This is a genomic window from Pseudonocardia sp. McavD-2-B (genome assembly GCF_024124365.1).
Taxonomy (GTDB): domain Bacteria; phylum Actinomycetota; class Actinomycetes; order Mycobacteriales; family Pseudonocardiaceae; genus Pseudonocardia; species Pseudonocardia alni.
In genome coordinates this window covers 1-18,774 of record NZ_JAMXSG010000091.1, presented here as the reverse complement: position 1 = coordinate 18,774, position 18,774 = coordinate 1, and the positions used below count along the sequence as shown (strand labels likewise).

Sequence of the window (18,774 nt, the reverse complement as noted above, 5' to 3'; positions counted from 1 at the left end):
CGGACCACCCCCGCCCCCTGCCCCACCGGCTCGGGTGGCGCGGCCGATCCCGCGCCCGCCACCGGGAGCACCCCGGAGGCGGGCGGTGCGACGGCGGCCGAGGGCACCACCGCGGCGGCGAAGCTGGGCTGGGGCCGGCCGGTCCGTGCCGACGAGTTCGACAACGGCACCGACGGCTGGAGCATCTACGACGGCGCCGGGCACGCGGGCAACGGCCGTCGTACCCCGGACGCGGCCGCGGTGGCCGACGGCGTCCTGACGATCACCGGCGACAGCCAGGGCAACACCGCGGGCATGGCGTGGAAGGAGGGCTCCCAGCAGTACGGACGCTGGGAGGGGCGGGTGCGCGCGCCGGTCGGGGACCCGTCGTACAACGCCCTGCTTCTGCTCTGGCCCACCGCGGAGAACTGGCCCGAGGGCGGCGAGCTCGACTTCATGGAGATGATGGACCCCGAGCGGCAGAAGACCAACGCGTTCTTCCACTACGGCGCGGACAACTCCCAGGTCGAGGGCTCGGTCGAGATCGACGCGACGCAGTGGCACAACTGGGCCCTGGAGTGGACGCCGGACCGGATCACCGCCTACGTCGACGGCGAGAAGTGGTTCGAGACCACCGAACAGAAGGTGCAGCCGCCGGGGCCGATGCACCTGTGCATCCAGCTCGACTGGTTCCCCAAGGGCGGGTCGGGGAAGGAGACGCAGATGCAGGTCGACTGGGTCCGCCAGTACACCCTCGACGGGGGCGCCGCCGGCGGAGCGAACGGCGGAGCTGCGGACGGCGGCAGCGCCACCGGCAGCGGGGGGACCACGGGCTCGACCGGTTGAGTCCGACCATGATCACCGGTTGTGGAGTACGGAGGTACGCGAAGCGCACCCTGCGCTCCACAACCGTCGATCATGGAGCACCCGGCCGACCCCGCCGCGGGAGGTGGCCCGGACTTCTCAGCTCCCCCACAGCCGTCCCCTCCTAGGCTGCCGCCGACCCACCGTCGACGAGTGAGGAGGGGGTCGTGCCGGAACAGACGGAGCAGGAGCCCGAGCACGACCCCGAGGCACCGTCGCGACGCCGCTGGCCCGCCGTCGTCGGCATCGTGGCGGGTCTGGCCGTGCTGGCCGGTGTCGTCACCGTCGCCACCGACCCATCGCTGCTCACCGGCTCCTCGACCCCGACGCCCGCACCGTCGGCCCCGGCGACGCCGCCGGGCGGGATGCACGACCAGGAACGCCCGACCGAGGTCGGCGAGCTCGACCCCGCGTCGCGCTCGGACACCGAGGCGGCGGTGCGCAACGGCTGGCGTCTCACCGACCACGACGAGTTCGACGGCGCCGCGCTCGATCGCACGCGCTGGAGCCCGTACACCGGGGAGACCACCGGCGGCAACGGTCGGCACCTCGCGGAGAACATCTCCGTGCGCAACGGTGAGCTCGTCCTGACCAGCCGGGGGCGCACGTCCGCCGGTCTGGCCTGGCGCGGCGGCCAGCAGTACGGCCGCTGGGAGATCCGGGCGAAGACCAACCCCGCCGTCGGCTACGGCGACGTGGCGCTGCTCTGGCCGGACGCCGAGGACTGGCCCGAGGGCGGCGAGCTCAACTTCATGGAGATCCCGAAGCCGCAGCGCAACGAGACGCACACGATCGTCCACTACGGCGAGGACAACAGCCAGGTCGGCAAGACCGTCCGCGGCGACTTCACGCAGTGGCACACCTACGCCGTCGAGTGGCTGCCCGACCGGGTCGTGTTCTACATCGACGGCGCCGAGGTCTTCCGCACCACCGATCCGGAGCAGATCCCGCCGCGGTCGATGCACCTGGCGATGCAGCAGGACATCGGCCCCTACGGCGACGACTGGATCCCGGCGCCGGACGCGACCACGCCGGACTCGCTCGACTTCCAGGTCGACTGGGTCCGCATCTACGCGCCCTGACCCGCTCGGCGGCGGATCGGGTGTGACTGGGGAAAGAAGGAGGCCCCGGACCCTGTGGGGTCCGGGGCCTTCTCCTGTCCCGAACTGACGCGCCGCTCCCACCACGAAGCGACGAGATTGAGGTTAGCCTAACCTTCGTCGCGGGCGCAAGCGCGGGTTCTCAGCCGAGCAGTTCCCGCAACGGTCCCACGCCGAAGTACCCCACGAACAGCACCGCCACGACCCACATCAGCGGGTGGACCTGCCGCGCGCGACCGGTGGCCGCGGCGAGCGCGACGTAGCTGATGAAACCGGCGCCGATGCCGTTCGCGATCGAGTAGGTGAACGGCATGACCGTGATCGTCAGGAACACCGGGATCGCGGTGCGCAGGTCGTCGAGCGAGACCGAGGTGATCTGGCGGAACATCAGCGCGCCGACGACGACCAGCGCCGGGGCCGCGGCCTCCACCGGGACGATCGCGTACAGCGGCGTGAAGAACATCGCCAGCAGGAACAGGACACCGGTCAGCACGTTGGCCAGACCGGTCCGCGCGCCCTCGGCGATGCCGGCCGCGGACTCCACGAAGATCGTGTTCGACGACGCCGACCCCACACCACCGGCGACCGCGCCCGCGCCCTCGACGACCAGCGCCTTCCCGACGTCCGGGAGCTTGTCGTCGGAGTCGGTCAGGCCCGCCTGGCGGCCGAGACCGGTGAGCGTGCCCATCGCGTCGAAGAAGTTCGCCAGCACCAGGGTGAAGATCAGCAGGACGACGGTGATGACGTCGAGCCGGGAGAACGCTCCGAGCGAGACCTGCCCGACCAGCGACAGGTCCGGCAGCCCGACGATCCGGTCCGGGATGGCGGGCACGGCCAGCGACCAGCCGCCGGGGTTGGTCGGGCCGCCGGGGCCGACCCGGACGATCGCCTCGACGACGATCGCGATGATCGTGTTCACCACGACGCCGATGAGGATGCCCGCACGGACACCGCGGGCGACGAGCACACCGACGATGATCAGTCCGACGACGAAGACGAACGTCGGCCAGGAGGCGATGGAGCCGCCGGTGCCCAGTCCGACCGGGACCGTGGTGTTGGCCGCGTCGGGCAGCCGGCGCACGAAGCCGGAGTCGACCAGGCCGATCAGCGCGATGAACGCGCCGATGCCGACCGCGATCGCCGTCTTGAGCTCGGTGGGGACGGCGTTGAACACCGCCGTCCGGAAGCCGGTCAGGGCGAGGATCACGATGATGACGCCGTTGATGACGACCAGGCCCATCGCCTCGGGCCAGGTCATCAGCGGCGCGATGGTCACCGCCAGCAGGGTGTTGATCCCCAGGCCGGTGGCGATCGCGAACGGGTAGTTCGCGACGACGCCGAAGATGATGGTCATCACGCCCGCGACCAGGGCGGTCACCGCGGCGACCTGCGCGACCGGGAGGATCCCGCCCAGCGCGTCGGCCTTGGCCGACGGGTCGCCCGGCGTGACGCTGCCGAGGATCAGCGGGTTCAGGACGATGATGTAGGCCATCGCCATGAACGTGACGAGACCCCCGCGTAGCTCGCGGGAGACGGTGGAGCCGCGCTCGGACACGCGGAACAGGCGCTCGATCACGGCGACACACTAGACGCGGTGCAACACTGCGGGTTCCGTCCGTGCACCGTTTAGGCTACGGCCCCGTGACGGCCCACGACAGCGAGCGCGCGAGCGACCCCCCGCCCCCGCCGCCGTTGCCGGCGCGCTTCTACGAGTCCCCGCCGGTGATCCTCGGCGGGATGCTGCTGTGGGCGGTCGGCGCGGGCGTCGCCGCCGCGGTCGTGATGGTCACCGGTTCCGGCTTCGGCCCCGCGGACGGCGCGGGGGCGTGGTTCTGGACCTGCATCGCCGGTGTCGGCGTCGGCCTGTTCGGCGCCGCGGTGTTCTCGGCGCAGCGGGCCGCCGCCCGCCGCGGGGACCGGTCGGCGCAGCGCGGCGTCGAGCCGAGGTAGGTCATAGGCTCATCGGCATGACCGCGAACGACCGTCCGACCGCCGTCGTCACCGGGGCCTCCTCCGGGATCGGCGCCGCCACCGCCCGAGCGCTCGGCGCCGCCGGCTTCCACGTCGTGCTGGGGGCGCGCCGGGTGGAGCGCTGCGAGGAGATCGCGAAGGAGATCGACGGCACGGCGCTGTCCCTCGACGTCACCGACCGGGAGTCCGTCCGCGCGTTCGCCGACGCCGTGCCCGAGGCGAAGCTGCTGGTCAACAACGCCGGCGGCGCGAAGGGCCTGGAGCCCGTCGCCGACGCCGACGAGGACGACTGGCGCTGGATGTGGGAGACCAACGTCGCCGGCACGCTGCGTCTGACGCAGGCGTTCCTGCCGAAGCTGCGGGCGTCGGGCGACGGGCACATCGTCACGGTGACCTCGATCGCCGCGCTGGACTTCTACGACAACGGCGCCGGCTACACCGGCGCCAAGCACGCCCAGGCGATGCTGCACCGCACCCTGCGCGGGGAGCTGCTCGGCGAGCCGATCCGGATCACCGAGATCTGCCCCGGCATGGTGGAGACCGAGTTCTCCGAGGTGCGGCTGGGCGACGCGGAGAAGGCGGCGAAGGTCTACGAGGGCCTGACCCCGCTGACCGCCGACGACGTCGCCGACACGATCGTCTTCGCCGCGACCCGCCCGTCGCACGTCAACCTGGACCAGATCGTGCTCAAGCCGCGTGACCAGGCGTCGGGCACGCGGCGGCACCGGCGCTAGAGGGTCTCCTCCGACCGGCGGTTCTGGTCGGCGTCGTCACCGGGGCTCTCGCTCCGGGCGGCGCCGGCGATCCGCTCCTCGGACTCGCGCAGGATCTGTTCGGCACCGGGTTCGGTGCCCTCCTCCTCCGGGAGCGGGGTGGAACGGCTGGCGGCGCGGTCGTCGGGAACGCTCATGGCGGGCGGGTACCCGCTAGGACAGCGCCGACAACCCCTTCCACTTCTCCCAGGACAGCGTCCAGTCCCACAGGTCGCCGTCGCGGGCGGAGAGCTGCACGGGGGTGCCGGTGACCTCGACCGGGTCGCCGTAGAGGACGGAGTCGTAGTACGCCTTGGCGTTCTCGACCGACAGGTTCACGCAGCCGTGGGTGACGTTCGCGGCCCCCTGCGCGGCGGCCGACACCGGGTTGGCGTGGATGAACTCGCCGTTGTTGCTCATCCGGACGGCCCACTTCTCGACGACGTCGTAGCCGTACTGCTGCGAGACCATCCGCTTGTCGGTGAACTTCTCGGTGACGACGTGGATGCCCGAGCGCGTGTTGCGGTTCGGGTCGTCGGCCAGGCCGTAGGACGCCGGGTAGTCCGCGATCTGCTTGCCGTCCCGGATCACGATCATCCGGAACGATCGGGCGTCGGCCTCGACGATCTGGGCGCGGCCGATCGCGAACGACGTGGTTAGGTCCTCGGCGCCGTAGCTGCCGCCGCCGTAGTCGACGCCCTTGAGCGGCGCGTCCACGGTCACCTTCGTGCCCGACGGCCAGTACTCCTTCGGCCGCCAGTGCACGCGCGAGCCGCCGTTCTCGTCGGGCAGCCAGCCCCACGCGCCCTCGACCTCCTTCGAGGTCGTGACCTCCAGGACCTTCTCGATCGCGGCGCGGTCCTCGACGTGCCGGTCGAACTGGATCTCGATCGGCGCGGCGATGCCGACGGTGCGGTCGTCGCCGATGTTCAGGGTGCCGCGCACGGTGTGGACGGGCTCCAGCGTCGCGACGGTGCCCTGCACGGGGGTCGCCGTGCCGTCCGGTGCGACGGCGCGCCCGTGCCAGGTGTAGGTGGAGGCGAAGTCCAGATCACCGCTGCTGGTCCAGGTGGTGCGGTCCGGGGACAGCGCGCCGTCGACGGCGTCGCCGTCCGGGTCGGTCAGCGACACCCCGTCGAGCGTGCCGCCCGCCGCGCGGACCGAGACCGGCTGTGCCGGGTTCACCGACGACGCCGACGCGGCCGGCTGGTAGCTCACCTGTGGCCCGGCCGGGGCCGGGGCGGCCTGCGGCACCGCCGGGTCCTGCGGCGGGGCCGCGAGGGCCACCGCCCCGACGACGCCCAGCGCGCCGATCAGCACCACCACGACGATCAGTACCCGTCGCAACCGTTCCCCCGCGTACTCGATCTCCTGCGTTGCGCACCGACCGTACGCCGGGATCCGGTCCACGTGATCGGCAGGAGGACGGTGCTCCCCCGTGCGGCGCAACGCGAACCGGACGTCGATGTACAGAGGGTGTCAGACGGTGCAGTCCACCAGCACCGGTTCGGGATGCAGGGTGACGCCGAACCGCTCGGCGACGCCGCCCTGCACCTCACGGGCCAGGGCCAGCAGGTCGGCCGTCGTCCCGTCGCCGCGGTGGGTCAGGGCCAGGACGTGCCGCGTCGACAGCGACACCCGGCCGCCGGGGCCGGCGTGCCCGCGGCCGAACCCGGCGTTCTGGATCAGCCCGGCGGCGCTGAGCTTGACCCGGCCCTCTCCCGCGGGCCACGCGGCCAGGCCGTCGACCTGCGGCGCCCGGTCCGTGGGCAGGATCGGGTTGGTGAAGAACGAGCCGGCCGACCAGGTGTCGTGGTCCTCGGCGTCGAGGACCATGCCCTTGCCACGGCGCAGCCCGAGCACCGCCTCACGGACGGCGGCCGGATCGGTCCGCGTCTCCGGGTCGACGCCGAGGGTGCGGGCGAGCTCGCCGTAGCGGATCGGGGCGGAGCGGCCGTCGGCGTGCAGCGCGAAGCGCACCCGCAGGACGATCGCGTCGTCGCTGCCCTTGAGGACGCTCGTGCGGTAGGCGAGCCCCAGTTCGGAGGCGGGCACGTGCTCGCGGACGGTGCCGGTGCGCCGGTCGTAGAGGTCGACGTCGACGAGCAGGTCGGCGACCTCGACGCCGTAGGCGCCCACGTTCTGCACCGGGGTCGCGCCGGTCCGCCCGGGGATACCGGACAGGCACTCCAGCCCGCCGAGCCCGTCGGCGACGGTCGCGGCGACGACGTCGTCCCAGTCCTCACCGGCCTCGACGGTCAGCAGCACCCGGTCGCCGTCGCGCTCGTGGCCGATCCCGCGCCCCGCCAGCAGCACGGCGGTCCCGTCGAACCCGGCGTCGGCGACGACGAGGTTCGACCCGCCGCCCACCAGCAGCACCCGTTCCCCGGCCCGGTCGGCCGCGGCGACGGCGTCGACCACCTCGGCCGCGCCCTCGGCGCGCACGATGCGGGAGGCCGGTCCGCCGAGGCGCAGTGTGGTGTGCGCACTGAGCATCGGGTCGACCGTTGTCGGAGCGGGGGAACTCACGACCGCAACGGTAGCCTTCGCCCATGCCGCGCTCGATCGACTACCGCGCAACGTCCGCGCATCCGGCCTCGAAGGTCTACGCGGCGATGGTCGACCGCGATCTCCTGGAGGAGCAGCTGCATCACATCGGCGGCCCCGGGGCCGGGGTGACCGCCTACGAGACCACCGCCGACGGCGTCCGCTACACACTGCGGCACGGGATCCCGGGCGAGCACCTGCCGTCGATCGTGTCGTCGTTCGTACCCGGCGGGGACCTGCAGATCGACCGCAGCGAGCAGTGGCGGGCCGGCAGCGAGGGCGTCTACGACGGCACCGGCTCCGTGAAGGTCATCGGCACCCCCGCCACCGCGCGGTCGGTGATGCGGATCGCCGACGTCGACGGCGGCAGCGAGGTCCGGATCCGGGCCGAGGTCACGGTCAAGGTCCCGCTGGTGGGTGCGAAGATCGAGCAGGCGGTCGCCGGGCAGATCGAGCAGCTGCTCGCCGCCGAGACCCAGTTCACCCTCTCCCGGATCTCCTGATGTCCCACTACGTGATCACCCTGTCCTGCCCGGACCGCACCGGCATCGTCGCGCGGATCAGCACGTTCCTCGCCGACCTCGGCGCCTCGATCACCGAGGCCGCGTACCACGCCGACGTCGAGGCCGGGGTGTTCTGCACCCGCCAGGTCGTCGACGCCGCGTCGGTCCCCTTCGACGTCGACGAGCTCCGCGCCCGGTTCGCCCCGGTCGCCGCCGAGCTGGGCGGTGAGCACCGCATCTCCGACACCGGCGTCCGCAAGCGCGCCGTGCTGCTGGTGACCCGCGACCAGCACTGCCTGCACGACATCCTCGGCCGGGTGTGGGCGGGCGAGCTGCCGGTGGAGATCACCCGCGTGATCGGCAACCACACGTCGCTGGAGCCGGTCGTCGCCGCGCACGGGGTGCCGTTCCACCACGTACCCTTCCCCGCGCCCGGCGACCCGGCCCGCGAGCAGGGCAAGGTCACCGCGTTCGAGGAGATCCGCAAGCTCGTCGACGACGACTCCCCCGACGCGATCGTCCTCGCCCGCTTCATGCAGGTCCTGCCCGCGCACCTGTGCGAGGCCTGGGCCGGGCGGGCGATCAACATCCACCACAGCTTCCTGCCGTCCTTCGCCGGGGCGCGGCCCTACCACCAGGCCCACCGGCGCGGGGTCAAGCTGATCGGCGCGACCTGCCACTACGCGACCGCCGACCTCGACGCGGGCCCGATCATCGAGCAGGACGTCGCCCGCGTCGACCACGGGGACACCGCGACCGACATGGTGCGACGGGGACGCGACATCGAGCGCCTGGTGCTGGCCCGGGGGCTGCGGTGGCACCTGGAGGACCGGGTGCTGATCCAGGGCAACCGGACCGTCGTCTTCCGCTGAGCCCGCAGCCCTGCCGCCCGGCCCGGCCCGGCCGGATCGGGTCGCGCGCAGCGGAATGTCGCCGAGATGCATCTCAGCGGGAATTGTGGATCTCCGTGGCCCGCTGAGCTGCATCTCGGCGTACGTCCTTCATTCGCGATGGCGACGGAGTCCGGCCGATCCGGTCCGACGGCCGGGGCAGCCGGCGCACGATCAGCACGTGACGATCCCCGGATGGCCCGAGGTGTTCCGCGGGACCGCGGCCGTGGCGGCGGGTCTCGTCACCCCCGACCTCCTGCGAGGGCCCCGCTACCGCCGGCTGCTCCCGGACACCTACGCGCCGGCCGACCTGCGCCCCGACCTACGGCTCCGCTCGCTCGCGGCGCACTGCTGGGCCGGGCCGGACGCCGTGCTCAGCGGGTACTCGGCCGCCGAGCTGCTCGGCGCGTCGCGCGCCCCGTGGGCTGCACCGGCCGAGGTGACCGTCGGCGCGGCGCACCCCGGAGCCCGCTCCCGTGAGGGTGTGCTCGTCCGTCGCGACGTCCTGCACCCGGACGAGGTGACCGAGGTCCGCGGCGTACGGGTCACCACGCGTGTCCGCACCGCGTTCGACCTGGCGCGGCGTCTGTCACCGACCGAGGGTGTCGTCGCCGTCGACGCGCTGTCCCGCGAATCGTTCGCCCCGGACGTGCTGCTGAACCTCGCGGTCCGGCACGCCCACGCCCGGGGTGTCCGGCGGGTCGTCGACGCGTCGGTGTGGGCCGACCCGCGCGCCGGCTCCCCGCCCGAGACCCGGCTCCGGCTGGTCCTCGTCCGGGGTGGCCTCCCGCGGCCGGTGCCCCAGCACCCGGTCCTCGACGACGTCCGGCGCACGGCGCTGTGGCTGGACCTGGCCTACCCGGACCACCACCTCGGCGTCGAGTACGACGGCGGCGGCCACTTCGCGACGCCCGAGGCGGCCCGCGCCGACGCACAACGGCACACCCGGCTCGTCGCGGCGGGGTGGCGGGTGCTGCGCTACACCGCCCCGGACATGCACCGACGGCCCGACGAGATCGTCGCCGAGGTGGGCCAGGCCCTCGACCGCACTCGCCGAGATGCAGCTCAGCGGGCCGTGGAGATCGACAGTTCCCGCTGAGCTGCATCTCGGCGAACTTCCCGTAGGAACAGCTGCGCGAGGACGGGCGCTCGCGACGCGCGGAGCGGGGCGTACCGGCGGGGCGCGCACACGACGGCGCCCGCCCCGCGTGCTGCGGAACGGGCGCCGGATCGTACGGCTCACGCCGTGGGTCGGACGGAGATCAGGCCGCGGACTGCTCGGCCGTCGCCGCGTCGTGGGCGGGCTCCAGGGCGATCGCCAGGACCTCGGAGACGTCGGCGACCGGGTGCACCCGCAGCTCCTCGCGGACCGCGGCCGGGACGTCGTCCAGGTCCGGCTCGTTGCGCTTCGGGATGATCACGTCGGTCAGCCCGGCCCGGTGCGCGGCGAGCAGCTTCTGCTTCACCCCGCCGATGGGCAGGACCTTGCCCTGCAGCGTCACCTCGCCGGTCATGCCGACCGAGCTCCGGACGGAACGCCCGGAGGCCAGCGACGCCAGCGCCGTCGTCATCGTGACGCCGGCGGACGGGCCGTCCTTCGGGACCGCACCGGCCGGGACGTGCACGTGCAGCTTGCGCGACGCGAGGTCACCGGCCAGCCCGCGCGAGCGCAGGTAGGACAGCGCGATCGAGACGGACTCGGTCATCACCTCGCCCAGCTGCCCGGTGATCTGCAGGCCCGGCTCGCCGTCCATCGAGGTGGCCTCGATGAACAGCACGTCACCACCGGCACCGGTCACCGCCAGCCCGGTCGCGACGCCCGGCACCGAGGTCCGCTCGGCCGACTCCGGCGTGAACCGCGGACGGCCGAGGTAGGTGACGAGCGCGTCGGCGTCGACGTGCACCGGGCGCTCGGTCTCCGACGCGTCCAGCTGGACGGCCACCTTCCGCAGCACCTTCGCCAGGCCCCGCTCCAACTGCCGGACCCCGGCCTCCCGGGTGTACTCGGCGGCGATCATCGACAGCGCGACGTCGGTGAACTCGACGTCGCCGTCGTCGAGACCGGCCTTGGCGACCTGGCGCGGCAGCAGGTGGTCACGGGCGATCGCGACCTTCTCCGGCTCGGTGTAGCCGTCGAGCGTCACGATCTCCATGCGGTCGGCCAGCGGGCCGGGGATCCCGGAGCCGTCGTTCGCCGTCGCCAGGAACAGGACGTTCGACAGGTCGAGGTCGACCTCCAGGTAGTGGTCGCGGAACGTGTGGTTCTGCGCCGGGTCGAGGACCTCCAGCAGCGCCGCGGTCGGGTCACCGCGGAAGTCGCTGCCGACCTTGTCGATCTCGTCGAGCAGCACGACGGGATTCATCGAGCCGGCCTCGCGGATGGCGCGGACGATCCGGCCGGGCAGCGCGCCGACGTAGGTGCGCCGGTGACCGCGGATCTCCGCCTCGTCCCGGACGCCGCCGAGCGCGACGCGGACGAAGTTCCGGCCGAGCGCGCGGGCGACCGACTCCCCCAACGACGTCTTGCCGACGCCGGGCGGGCCGACCAGCGAGAGCACCGCGCCCGAGCCGCGGCCGCCGACGGTGTCGAGGCCCTTGCGCTCGCGGCGGGCGCGCACGGCGAGGAACTCGACGAGGCGCTCCTTCACGTCGTCGAGACCGGCGTGGTCGGCGTCGAGGATGCGACGGGCCTCCACGAGGTCCGACGAGTCGGTGGTCGCGGTGCTCCACGGGATGTCGAGGACGGTGTCGAGCCAGGTCCGGATCCAGCCGGACTCCGGGCTCTGGTCCGAGGAACGTTCCAGCTTGCCGACCTCGGTCAGCGCGGCCTTGCGGACCTCGTCGGGCAGGTCGGCGGCCTCCACGCGGGCGCGGTAGTCGTCGGAGCCCTCCGGGTCGTCCTCACCGAGCTCCTTGCGGATCGCGGCGAGCTGCTGGCGGAGCAGGAACTCGCGCTGCTGCTTCTCCATGCCCTCGCGGACGTCGTTCGAGATCTTCTCGGTGACCTCCTGCTCGGCGACGTGCTCCTTGGTCCAGCCCAGGAGCTTCTCCAGCCGGGCGTCGAGGTCGGTCTCGGCGAGCAGCTCGGCCTTGTGCGCGACGTCCAGCCACGACGCCCACCCGGCGAGGTCGGCGAGCGCGCCCGGGTCGTCGGTCTGCTGCACGGAGTCGATGACCTGCCAGGCCCCCCGCTGCTGCAGGATCCCGACCACCAGAGCCTTGTACTCGCGGGCGAGCTCGTGGGTGCGGCCGGTGGGCTCGCCGGCGTCGACCGGCTCGGCCTCGACCCAGAGCGCCGCGCCGGGGCCGGAGACCCCCGACCCGATGCGGGCGCGCCGCTCACCCCGCACGACGGCGGCCCGGTCCCCGTTGGGGAGCCTGCCGATCTGCTCGAGCACGGCGACGACGCCGATGGCGCCGTAGCGGCCGTCGATGCGGGGCACGACGAGCACCCGTCTCCCGTCGTCGCGGTCCTGGGCCGCGGCGGTGGCCGCGTCCACCGCGGCACGGGTGTCGGAGTCGTCGAGGCGGACGGGGACGACCATGCCGGGCAGGACCACGGCGTCGTCGAGAGGCAGGACCGGGAGCGTCAGCACGTCACTCATGTCCTGCCCAACCACACGGAGGGCCCTCCGCTTCCCGGAGTTGAGTCGTGTCCGCTCAGGGCGAACGCGGACACCGGAGCACGTGACGGCGGCCGTGGGAACACCGCGTACCGCGGGGCCACCGATGCGTGACCGGGTCGCGCTCGGGACCGTAGGCCATCCCGGTCAGGGCGACGGCGGGACGGCGACGGGCTCCGCGAGCAGGTCAGGCCGGTCCAGCGCCGGGACGGTTGTGAGCGTCCCGAGGACCGGGGGGGTTCACCAGCGCGGTCCGCCGCCCTGCACCTCCATCACCGCGGGCTTGACGTCGACCAGGTAGACCAGCGTCGCGACGGTGGCGGCCAGCCAGAACATGGCACCGCCGAACATCGGGCCGTTCGTGATGATCAGAAGCAGCAGCGCGACGCCGGTGATGCCCAGCCAGGCGTTCTTGGTGAGCTTGCCCGCCGCGGTGAAGGCGTCCGCACGTTGCATCAGTGCGTGCCCGAACGAGAACCCGCCGACCACCACCATGATCCACTTGATCACGAAGATGATCAGTTCATCGGGGGCACCTGGCAGTGACAACACCCGGCCAGAGTACGGACAACCCGGGCGCCGGTCACGTCCGGCGCCGGATCCGGGCGGAACGATCCGCATCCGCACACGACGGCGCCCCCGGCCGATCGGGATCGGCCGGGGGCGCGGGTCGTACTCACCGGGCACGGGGCCCGGCGGGTGTCACTTCTTGGCCGACGCCGTCGAGGTGCCGCGGCGGGTGGTCGGCTTGCGAGCCGGGACCTTCGCGCCGGTGGCGGTCTTCGGGTCGGTCTTGGCGGCGGTGCGGCGCGCGGTCGAACGCGTGGTCGACGCGACCTCGTCGCCGGCCTCCTCGATCGCCTCGGCGGCCTCCTTCGAGACCTCGGTGACGGCCTCGGCGGCCTCGCTCGCGGCGGTCTGGGCGCGGCGGGCGACCTTCTCACCGACCGAGCGGGTCTGCGTGGTGACCGTACCCAGGGTCTTGACGGCGACGTCGTGGGTCTCGTCCACGAACTCGTCGACGCGGGTGTCGAACTTCTCGGTCAGACCCTCGACGGTCGCGATGGCCTGCTTGACCTGCGGCTGCTTGCGGATCCGGCCCCAGGCCTTCTCACCGCGCTGGGCGAACCCGACGTAGACGCCCTCGACCTCGGAGCGGAACTCCTCGACCTGCTTGCGGATGTTGTCCGAGGACAGCTTGCCGCGGAGCTCCTTGAGCTCGTCGGGGAGCTCCTGGACGCGGGTCTGCACCTCCTCGGCGCGCTTGGTGGCGGTGGAGCGGGCGTCGGTGACGGCCTTGCTCACGGTGGTGACGGCGAAGTCGCCGGCGCCGAGCACGGCGAGCAGCGGGGTGCGGACGACCTCGGCCTGCTCGGCGGTCTGCTCGCGCAGCTTCTGCACGTCGGCGCTGGTGGGGAGGTTCACGGCCATGGTGATCACTTCCTCGTATCGGTGGGGGTGTCGGTGGTGCCGGCAGAGAGGCCGTTCTCGCTGCGAAAGGACTCGTAGACGTCGAGCAGCACACGTTTCTGCCGCTCGTTGAGAGTCGGATCGGTGAGCACCGCGTCGGTCACCTGACCGGCGGGCCGCTCCTCGAGGATCCCGGCGCGGACGTACAGCGCCTCGGCGGAGATCCGCAGCCCCTTGGCGATCTGCTGCAGTATCTCGGCGGACGGCTTGCGCAGTCCGCGCTCGACCTGGCTGAGATACGGGTTGCTGACGCCCGCGGTGCGGGCCAGCTGCCGCATGGAGACCTGGGCGGCCTCGCGCTGGGCGCGGATGTAGGACCCGATGTCCTCCACCGCGTGCCCCACGGTCTGACCGACGCTCTCGACGGCCTGCGCGACGCGCTCGACGGGTTCGACGGACTCACGCTCTCCGTGCTTGCGCTCGGTGGCCATCCGTCTCACCTCCGTCTCGATCCGTTCCTCACTGACGGAACCGACCGTACGCGGCACTGCTAGCTCCTGCAAGCACAGTGCTAGCGCTGGTCACGTGGCGTGCGCCACGTCGGTGACGGTCCGGTGACGGTGCGATGTCATCCGGGGACACCCGACCGATCACCCGATGACGAGCTCCCCCACGGCGTGGATGACCAGGCCGGCGAGCGCCCCCACGACGGTGCCGTTGATCCGGATCCACTGCAGGTCGCGGCCCACCTGGAGCTCGATCTTGCGCGAGGTCTCCTCCGCGTCCCAGCGGGCGACGGTCTCGGTGATCAAGGTGGTGATCTGGTGCCGGTAGTGCCGCACGACGTACGACGCAGCGTCCGCCAGCCAGCCGTCGAGCTTCGCGCGCAGCTCGACGTCGCGGCCCAGTCTCCGCCCGAAGGCCATGAGGCCGTCGCGCACGCGCAGGCGCAGCTCGTTCGACGGGTCGTCGGCGGCGTCGAGGACCATGGACTTCACGACCGTCCAGGCGCGGCCGATGAAGTGCTGCACCTCCGGATGCTCGACGACCTGGCGCTTGACCTGCTCGGCGCGCTCCATCGTCGTCTCGTCGTGCTGCAGGTCGCGGGCGAACTCCGCGAGGTAGCGGTCGACGGCGTGCCGCAGCGGGTGCTCCGGGTCGGTCTTGACGGCCCAGGCGTAGCCGCGGATCTCGGCGAACAGCTTGTCGGCCACGAGGTCGTCGACGAAGCGCGGGGTCCAGGACGGCGCGCGGTCGTGCACCACCCGCAGGACCATCTCCTGGTTGTCGGCGACCCAGTCGTAGGCGCGGTCGCAGACGAGGTCGACCAGCCTGCGGTGGGCGCCGTCGGCCAGGACGCCCTCCAGCGCCTTGCCCATCGGCGGACCGACCGGAATCTCCATCAGCTTGCGGACCGCGACGGTCTCGATGACGTTCTGCACGTCCTCGTCGCGCAGCACCGTCACGAGGGCCCGCGCGGCGGTGACCAGCTCGGTGGTGATCCGGTCGGCGTTGTGCTGCTCGGCGATCCACCGCCCGACCGACTCGCTGACCCCGATCCGCTCGAGCTTGTCGCGGACGACGGACTCGGACAGGAAGTTCTCCCCGACGAAGTCCCCGAGGCTGTCACCGATCATGTCCTTCTTGCGCGGGATGATCGCGGTGTGCGGGATCGGGATCCGCAACGGGTGCCGGAACAGCGCGGTCACCGCGAACCAGTCGGCGAGCGCACCGACCATGCCGGCCTCGGCGGCGGCCCGGACGTAGTCCGCCCCGGGGACACCGCGGACGACCTCGAAGTACTTCGCGACGAAGAACACGACCGTCGCGCCGAGGAGGAACCCGGTGGCGACGGCCTTCATGCGCCGCAGGTCGCGCCGCTTCTGTTCGTCACCGGGGCCGAAGCCGCCGAGGGGGACGTCGGGAACGGACCCGATGGTGCGGTCCCGCTGCGGGACGGGGGTCGGGCGCTCCGGCGCGCGGGAGGTCTGCACACACCCATAGTGCCCGGGGACACCGACAACGGGCGCCGGGGGCGCGCGGTACGGGTCCCCGGCCGGGTCCGGGGGATGTCCCGCCGGACCCGGCCGTGGCCGGTGGAGCGGCTGCGCGGCGAGGGAGAAGTGCCCCCTCGGGCGCCGCTTCCGGTGCGCACCGCCCGGCCGCTCCCGGCGTCCCGCGGAGACCTGCGGAGACGACATCGGGACGGATTCGGGCGGGCGGTACGCGGTCGCGCGGGCCGGATCCTCGGTTCCGTCCGGGCCGCGCGGGAGGGTCAGCGCCGCAGGGCGCTCGGGACGCCGGGCTGCTCGGCCCGCGCCTCCTGCTCGTCGGGCAGGGACTGCTCACTGTCGCGACGGCGCACCGCGTCGCAGACCGCTTCGACGACGACCGCGGCCTCGGGCACCCGGTAGCCGACCCGCGCCGGGGCCACGCGCCACTGCACCCAGCCCTCGGGACGCTCGGTCGGCGGGGCGACGACGCCGATGCCGTCGGTGTGCAGCACGACGTCGGTGTGCAGGCTCAGCTCGGCCGGGAGCGCGTGCCGCGGGCTCATCGGGAACCACCAGGTCCCCTCGGGCGTCGCGGCGACCGGCACGACCTCGCCGGCCTCACGCAGCGTCCGGCAGACCTGCCGACCGATGGCCGCCGGGACCTCGACCACGTCGAGCACGTCGCCCGTCGCGAGCATGACCTCCGCGCCCGGCCCCGGCACGAGCGGCCAACCGTGGTCGGCGTACTCGCGAGCAGCCGCTCGCAGCTCCGCGCCGTAGACGGCTCGGTAGCTGTCCCACCAGGACATGGAGGTCACTTCCTTCCGCTTGTGCGACAACCCCTGTGGTGCCGCTTTCCCTGTGAAGTACACCACCAGGATCGGGCTCCGTGCACGAGTTCGCGAGGGGTGCGCGGCGAGGGTGCGCAGCGGCGAGACGAGCGGGGAACGCCGACCGCACGGCGTCGCGGCCACCGGTGAACGACGGGTGACCGGGCCCAGCGGACCGACGACCGGTGGCAACCCCGCCGCCGTCCGGCGCAACGCCGGTCGTCGTACCGCTCGACATGCCTCGTGCGTCGATTGTCTTTATCATCGAGATGGTTGCGACGATCGGAAGGACTGGACATGGCGTCGACGACGGCGAGGGCGGGCCGCACGGCAGGCCCGGCCACCGGGATGGACACGGCACGCACCTGGGCGGTGCTCGCCGCGGCGGTACTGCAGGCGGTGGCGGGCTCGCTCGGCGGCAGCGGGACGTTCGGGGAGTCGCAGCGGGTGCTCAGCGACCGCTACCCCTCACTGGTCACCCCGGCGACGGTGGCGTTCTCCGTGTGGGGCCTCATCTACCTGGCCCTGCTCGTGTACGCGGTGTACCAGTCGCTGCCCGGGCAGCGGTCGCGCCCGGTGCACCGGGCGACCGGCTGGCTGTTCGTGGCGACGGCGGCGCTCAACGCGGGCTGGATCGTCGTGTTCTCCCAGGAGCTCCTGGGCACCGCGCAGCTGCTGATCGTGGCACTGCTGGTGACCCTGGCCGTGGTGCTGCACCGGCTCGCCGCGTTCCCCGCCGAGGGAGTGGCCGACCGGGCACTCCTGCACGGCCCGCTGGCCTTCTACACGGGCTGGGTGTCACTCGCGACCGTGGCCGGGTTCTCGGTGACGCTGACCTATTGGGGCGCGCCGCTCGGCCCGGTGACGGCCGCGGCGCTCCTCGGTGCCGGCGTGCTGGCCGCGGGCGTCGCGACCCGGCGGACGACGGCGACGCTGCCCTACGCGGCGACGGCCGCCTGGGCGCTGGTCTGGATCGCGGTCGAGTCCGCGACGACCGGGACGGTGCCGGTGACCGTGGTCGCGGCGATCGGCGTCGTGGCGGTGGTCGTCGCGGCGGCGCTGCGGGCGAGGGAGGGGCTGCGGGCGGCCTTCGGCTGACCCCGGGGACGACGACGGCGCCGGTCCCCGAGGGGAGCCGGCGCCGTCGCGGTGCGCGGGTCGTGCCCGCGCAGAAGCTCAGATCACGCGGACCGAGTCGGCCTGCGGGCCCTTCTTGCCCTGGCTGGCCTGGAAGTCGACGCGCTGGTTCTCCTCCAGCGTGCGGAATCCGTTCGACTCGATGGCGGAGTAGTGGACGAAGACGTCCGGTCCCTCGTCGTCGGTGGCGATGAAGCCGAAGCCCTTCTCGGCGTTGAACCACTTGACGGTGCCCTGCGGCATAGCGTGTGTCCTTCTCAGATGGAGCGGTTCCGGCCCTCACAGCAAGAGCCGGAGGTCGCGTGGACACCGTCGTGGCACCTCAGCACCGATCGACGACGCCCACCGTCACAACTTCACACGGACGCTTCGCGGCGATCGGAGAAGAACGACTGCAACCGACGCGGACGCTACCACGGCTCTCCGGCACGTCGACCGTCCTCACTCGACGCCCCCGCACGGGCCCGTTCCGCGGCGCCGACCGCCCGTCGAGCTCCTCCGGCGCGATCACGGAATGTGAGATCCGGGCCGTCGATCGGCAACGGGCGGTCATCACCGTCCCGAACGGGTGAGCGCGGGACGAGTTCCACGCCGTCGGGTGAGCGCCGGGCGCACGTCCTCCCCGGTTCGGGTGGCGACGGCGGCCCGGGCCCGCCCGGCGGCCCCGCACAGCCCCGGACGGGGTCGCCCGTTCCGGGTGCGCTGCGGTGCGATCTGCTCACAGCGTGACCGGTGGGGCCCTTGTGACTCGTGTGGCCACGATCGGGTCACTGGTGGACGACGCCCGGTGACCGCAAGCTCAGCGCCGTCCGTCACCCCGTGCAGCAGCACAGCGAACTGGAGAGACCGTGCGATCCCGAGTCACCACTTCCGTCGCCCTGACCCTCATGATCGGCACCCTGGGTGTGTACGGCGCCGGCGTGGCCGGCGCGGCCGAGCCCGTTCGTGCCTCCACCCCGGTCGCCCCGGCCACGACCGTCACCCACGCGCCCGCCGCGGTGTCCGACGGCCCGCTGGACCGGTTGTTCGACACGCTCTTCGGGAACGGCGCGGCGACCGCCCCGGCGACGCCCACCGACACCACCGTCCCCGTCCAGGACGTGCCGACCCCGGGCGTCCCCGCGGCTCCGGGCGCCCCGGCCGTCCCGGCAGCTCCGGCCGTCCCCGGCGCGCC

General features: G+C 72.9%; 19 protein-coding genes and 1 pseudogene. 9 read left to right on the top strand and 11 right to left on the bottom strand.

The genetic code is table 11. The annotated features are described in order from the left end of the window. Together NH602_RS14260 and NH602_RS14255 are read left to right on the top strand one after the other, a co-directional pair. A partial coding sequence (locus NH602_RS14260; RefSeq protein ID WP_253068059.1) for a glycoside hydrolase family 16 protein occupies window positions 1-825 on the top strand: 825 nt, incomplete at its 5' end. Between the two features lie 185 nt (window positions 826-1,010). Beyond that, window positions 1,011-1,925: a family 16 glycosylhydrolase gene (locus NH602_RS14255; protein ID WP_179761207.1), complete on the top strand. Its 915-nt coding sequence runs from the start codon at window positions 1,011-1,013 to the stop codon at window positions 1,923-1,925. 160 nt (window positions 1,926-2,085) lie between these two features. Here the strand turns inward: NH602_RS14255 and NH602_RS14250 are convergent, their stop codons facing one another. Further along, a complete protein-coding gene (locus NH602_RS14250) occupies window positions 2,086-3,519 on the bottom strand; it encodes an NCS2 family permease (RefSeq protein ID WP_073577878.1) in 1,434 nt (477 codons plus the stop codon). Window positions 3,520-3,584: 65 nt separating this feature from the next. Between NH602_RS14250 and NH602_RS14245 the strand changes: the two genes are divergently transcribed. Beyond that, window positions 3,585-3,893: a DUF2530 domain-containing protein gene (locus NH602_RS14245; RefSeq protein WP_083659035.1), complete on the top strand. Its 309-nt coding sequence runs from the start codon at window positions 3,585-3,587 to the stop codon at window positions 3,891-3,893. 17 nt (window positions 3,894-3,910) lie between these two features. After that, on the top strand, window positions 3,911-4,648 hold the full coding sequence (locus NH602_RS14240; RefSeq protein WP_251787205.1) for an SDR family NAD(P)-dependent oxidoreductase: 738 nt from the start codon (window positions 3,911-3,913) through the stop codon (window positions 4,646-4,648). Here NH602_RS14240 and NH602_RS14235 read toward each other — a convergent pair. The 3 genes from NH602_RS14235 to NH602_RS14225 all read right to left on the bottom strand — a co-directional run bounded on the left by NH602_RS14235 (window position 4,645) and on the right by NH602_RS14225 (window position 7,162). Beyond that, window positions 4,645-4,824: a hypothetical protein gene (locus NH602_RS14235; RefSeq protein ID WP_208827061.1), complete on the bottom strand. Its 180-nt coding sequence runs from the start codon at window positions 4,822-4,824 to the stop codon at window positions 4,645-4,647. The two genes, NH602_RS14240 and NH602_RS14235, sit on opposite strands and share 4 nt — an antisense overlap. 16 nt (window positions 4,825-4,840) lie before the next feature. Beyond that, window positions 4,841-6,013: an Ig-like domain-containing protein gene (locus tag NH602_RS14230; protein ID WP_253068058.1), complete on the bottom strand. Its 1,173-nt coding sequence runs from the start codon at window positions 6,011-6,013 to the stop codon at window positions 4,841-4,843. 132 nt (window positions 6,014-6,145) lie between these two features. Next, on the bottom strand, window positions 6,146-7,162 hold the full coding sequence (locus tag NH602_RS14225; protein ID WP_253068061.1) for a UDP-N-acetylmuramate dehydrogenase: 1,017 nt from the start codon (window positions 7,160-7,162) through the stop codon (window positions 6,146-6,148). A gap of 56 nt (window positions 7,163-7,218) precedes the next feature. On the opposite strand from NH602_RS14225, the gene NH602_RS14220 reads away from it, so the two are divergent. The 3 genes from NH602_RS14220 to NH602_RS14210 all read left to right on the top strand — a co-directional run bounded on the left by NH602_RS14220 (window position 7,219) and on the right by NH602_RS14210 (window position 9,705). Next, window positions 7,219-7,716, top strand: coding sequence for a DUF2505 domain-containing protein (locus NH602_RS14220; protein ID WP_253068057.1), 498 nt, complete (start codon window positions 7,219-7,221; stop codon window positions 7,714-7,716). Beyond that, window positions 7,716-8,588, top strand: a complete 873-nt coding sequence (purU, locus tag NH602_RS14215) for a formyltetrahydrofolate deformylase (protein WP_073577883.1) — start codon at window positions 7,716-7,718, stop codon at window positions 8,586-8,588. Before NH602_RS14220 ends, purU begins: the two co-directional genes overlap by 1 nt. 199 nt (window positions 8,589-8,787) lie before the next feature. Continuing rightward, window positions 8,788-9,705: a DUF559 domain-containing protein gene (locus tag NH602_RS14210; RefSeq protein WP_253068056.1), complete on the top strand. Its 918-nt coding sequence runs from the start codon at window positions 8,788-8,790 to the stop codon at window positions 9,703-9,705. Window positions 9,706-9,868: 163 nt separating this feature from the next. On the opposite strand, the gene lon is transcribed toward NH602_RS14210, so the two are convergent. From lon to NH602_RS14180, 6 genes are all read right to left on the bottom strand, one after another. Further along, window positions 9,869-12,211: an endopeptidase La gene (lon, locus tag NH602_RS14205; RefSeq protein WP_202416343.1), complete on the bottom strand. Its 2,343-nt coding sequence runs from the start codon at window positions 12,209-12,211 to the stop codon at window positions 9,869-9,871. Window positions 12,212-12,469: 258 nt separating this feature from the next. Next, window positions 12,470-12,781 carry a DUF2516 family protein gene (locus NH602_RS14200; protein WP_373324065.1) on the bottom strand — a complete coding sequence of 104 codons (312 nt, stop codon included), beginning with the start codon at window positions 12,779-12,781 and terminating at the stop codon, window positions 12,470-12,472. Window positions 12,782-12,931: 150 nt separating this feature from the next. Further along, window positions 12,932-13,660 carry a hypothetical protein gene (locus NH602_RS14195; protein WP_073577939.1) on the bottom strand — a complete coding sequence of 243 codons (729 nt, stop codon included), beginning with the start codon at window positions 13,658-13,660 and terminating at the stop codon, window positions 12,932-12,934. Window positions 13,661-13,665: 5 nt separating this feature from the next. Further along, window positions 13,666-14,130 carry a helix-turn-helix domain-containing protein gene (locus tag NH602_RS14190; protein WP_253068055.1) on the bottom strand — a complete coding sequence of 155 codons (465 nt, stop codon included), beginning with the start codon at window positions 14,128-14,130 and terminating at the stop codon, window positions 13,666-13,668. Between the two features lie 159 nt (window positions 14,131-14,289). Then, a complete protein-coding gene (locus NH602_RS14185) occupies window positions 14,290-15,633 on the bottom strand; it encodes a DUF445 domain-containing protein (RefSeq protein WP_374210171.1) in 1,344 nt (447 codons plus the stop codon). 281 nt (window positions 15,634-15,914) lie between these two features. Then, window positions 15,915-16,607, bottom strand: a complete 693-nt coding sequence (locus NH602_RS14180) for a bifunctional DNA primase/polymerase (protein WP_343934229.1) — start codon at window positions 16,605-16,607, stop codon at window positions 15,915-15,917. 153 nt (window positions 16,608-16,760) lie between these two features. Between NH602_RS14180 and NH602_RS14175 the strand changes: the two genes are divergently transcribed. After that, a complete protein-coding gene (locus NH602_RS14175; protein ID WP_073577885.1) occupies window positions 16,761-17,561 on the top strand; it encodes a tryptophan-rich sensory protein in 801 nt (266 codons plus the stop codon). A gap of 78 nt (window positions 17,562-17,639) precedes the next feature. Here the strand turns inward: NH602_RS14175 and NH602_RS14170 are convergent, their stop codons facing one another. Further along, on the bottom strand, window positions 17,640-17,843 hold the full coding sequence (locus NH602_RS14170) for a cold-shock protein (protein WP_020627638.1): 204 nt from the start codon (window positions 17,841-17,843) through the stop codon (window positions 17,640-17,642). 644 nt (window positions 17,844-18,487) lie between these two features. On the opposite strand from NH602_RS14170, the pseudogene NH602_RS14165 reads away from it, so the two are divergent. Continuing rightward, window positions 18,488-18,774 (top strand): annotated as a pseudogene (locus NH602_RS14165) (hypothetical protein); the annotation flags it as partial.

Bases quoted from the DNA above. Each gene is read 5' to 3' on its own strand.
- NH602_RS14240 (WP_251787205.1), top strand. From the start codon at position 3,911: ATGACCGCGAACGACCGTCCGACCGCCGTCGTCACCGGGGCCTCCTCC.
- NH602_RS14235 (WP_208827061.1), bottom strand. From the start codon at position 4,824: ATGAGCGTTCCCGACGACCGCGCCGCCAGCCGTTCCACCCCGCTCCCG.
- NH602_RS14225 (WP_253068061.1), bottom strand. From the start codon at position 7,162: ATGCTCAGTGCGCACACCACACTGCGCCTCGGCGGACCGGCCTCCCGC.
- NH602_RS14220 (WP_253068057.1), top strand. From the start codon at position 7,219: ATGCCGCGCTCGATCGACTACCGCGCAACGTCCGCGCATCCGGCCTCG.
- purU (WP_073577883.1), top strand. From the start codon at position 7,716: ATGTCCCACTACGTGATCACCCTGTCCTGCCCGGACCGCACCGGCATC.
- lon (WP_202416343.1), bottom strand. From the start codon at position 12,211: ATGAGTGACGTGCTGACGCTCCCGGTCCTGCCTCTCGACGACGCCGTG.
- NH602_RS14195 (WP_073577939.1), bottom strand. From the start codon at position 13,660: ATGGCCGTGAACCTCCCCACCAGCGCCGACGTGCAGAAGCTGCGCGAG.
- NH602_RS14190 (WP_253068055.1), bottom strand. From the start codon at position 14,130: ATGGCCACCGAGCGCAAGCACGGAGAGCGTGAGTCCGTCGAACCCGTC.
- NH602_RS14175 (WP_073577885.1), top strand. From the start codon at position 16,761: ATGGCGTCGACGACGGCGAGGGCGGGCCGCACGGCAGGCCCGGCCACC.
- NH602_RS14170 (WP_020627638.1), bottom strand. From the start codon at position 17,843: ATGCCGCAGGGCACCGTCAAGTGGTTCAACGCCGAGAAGGGCTTCGGC.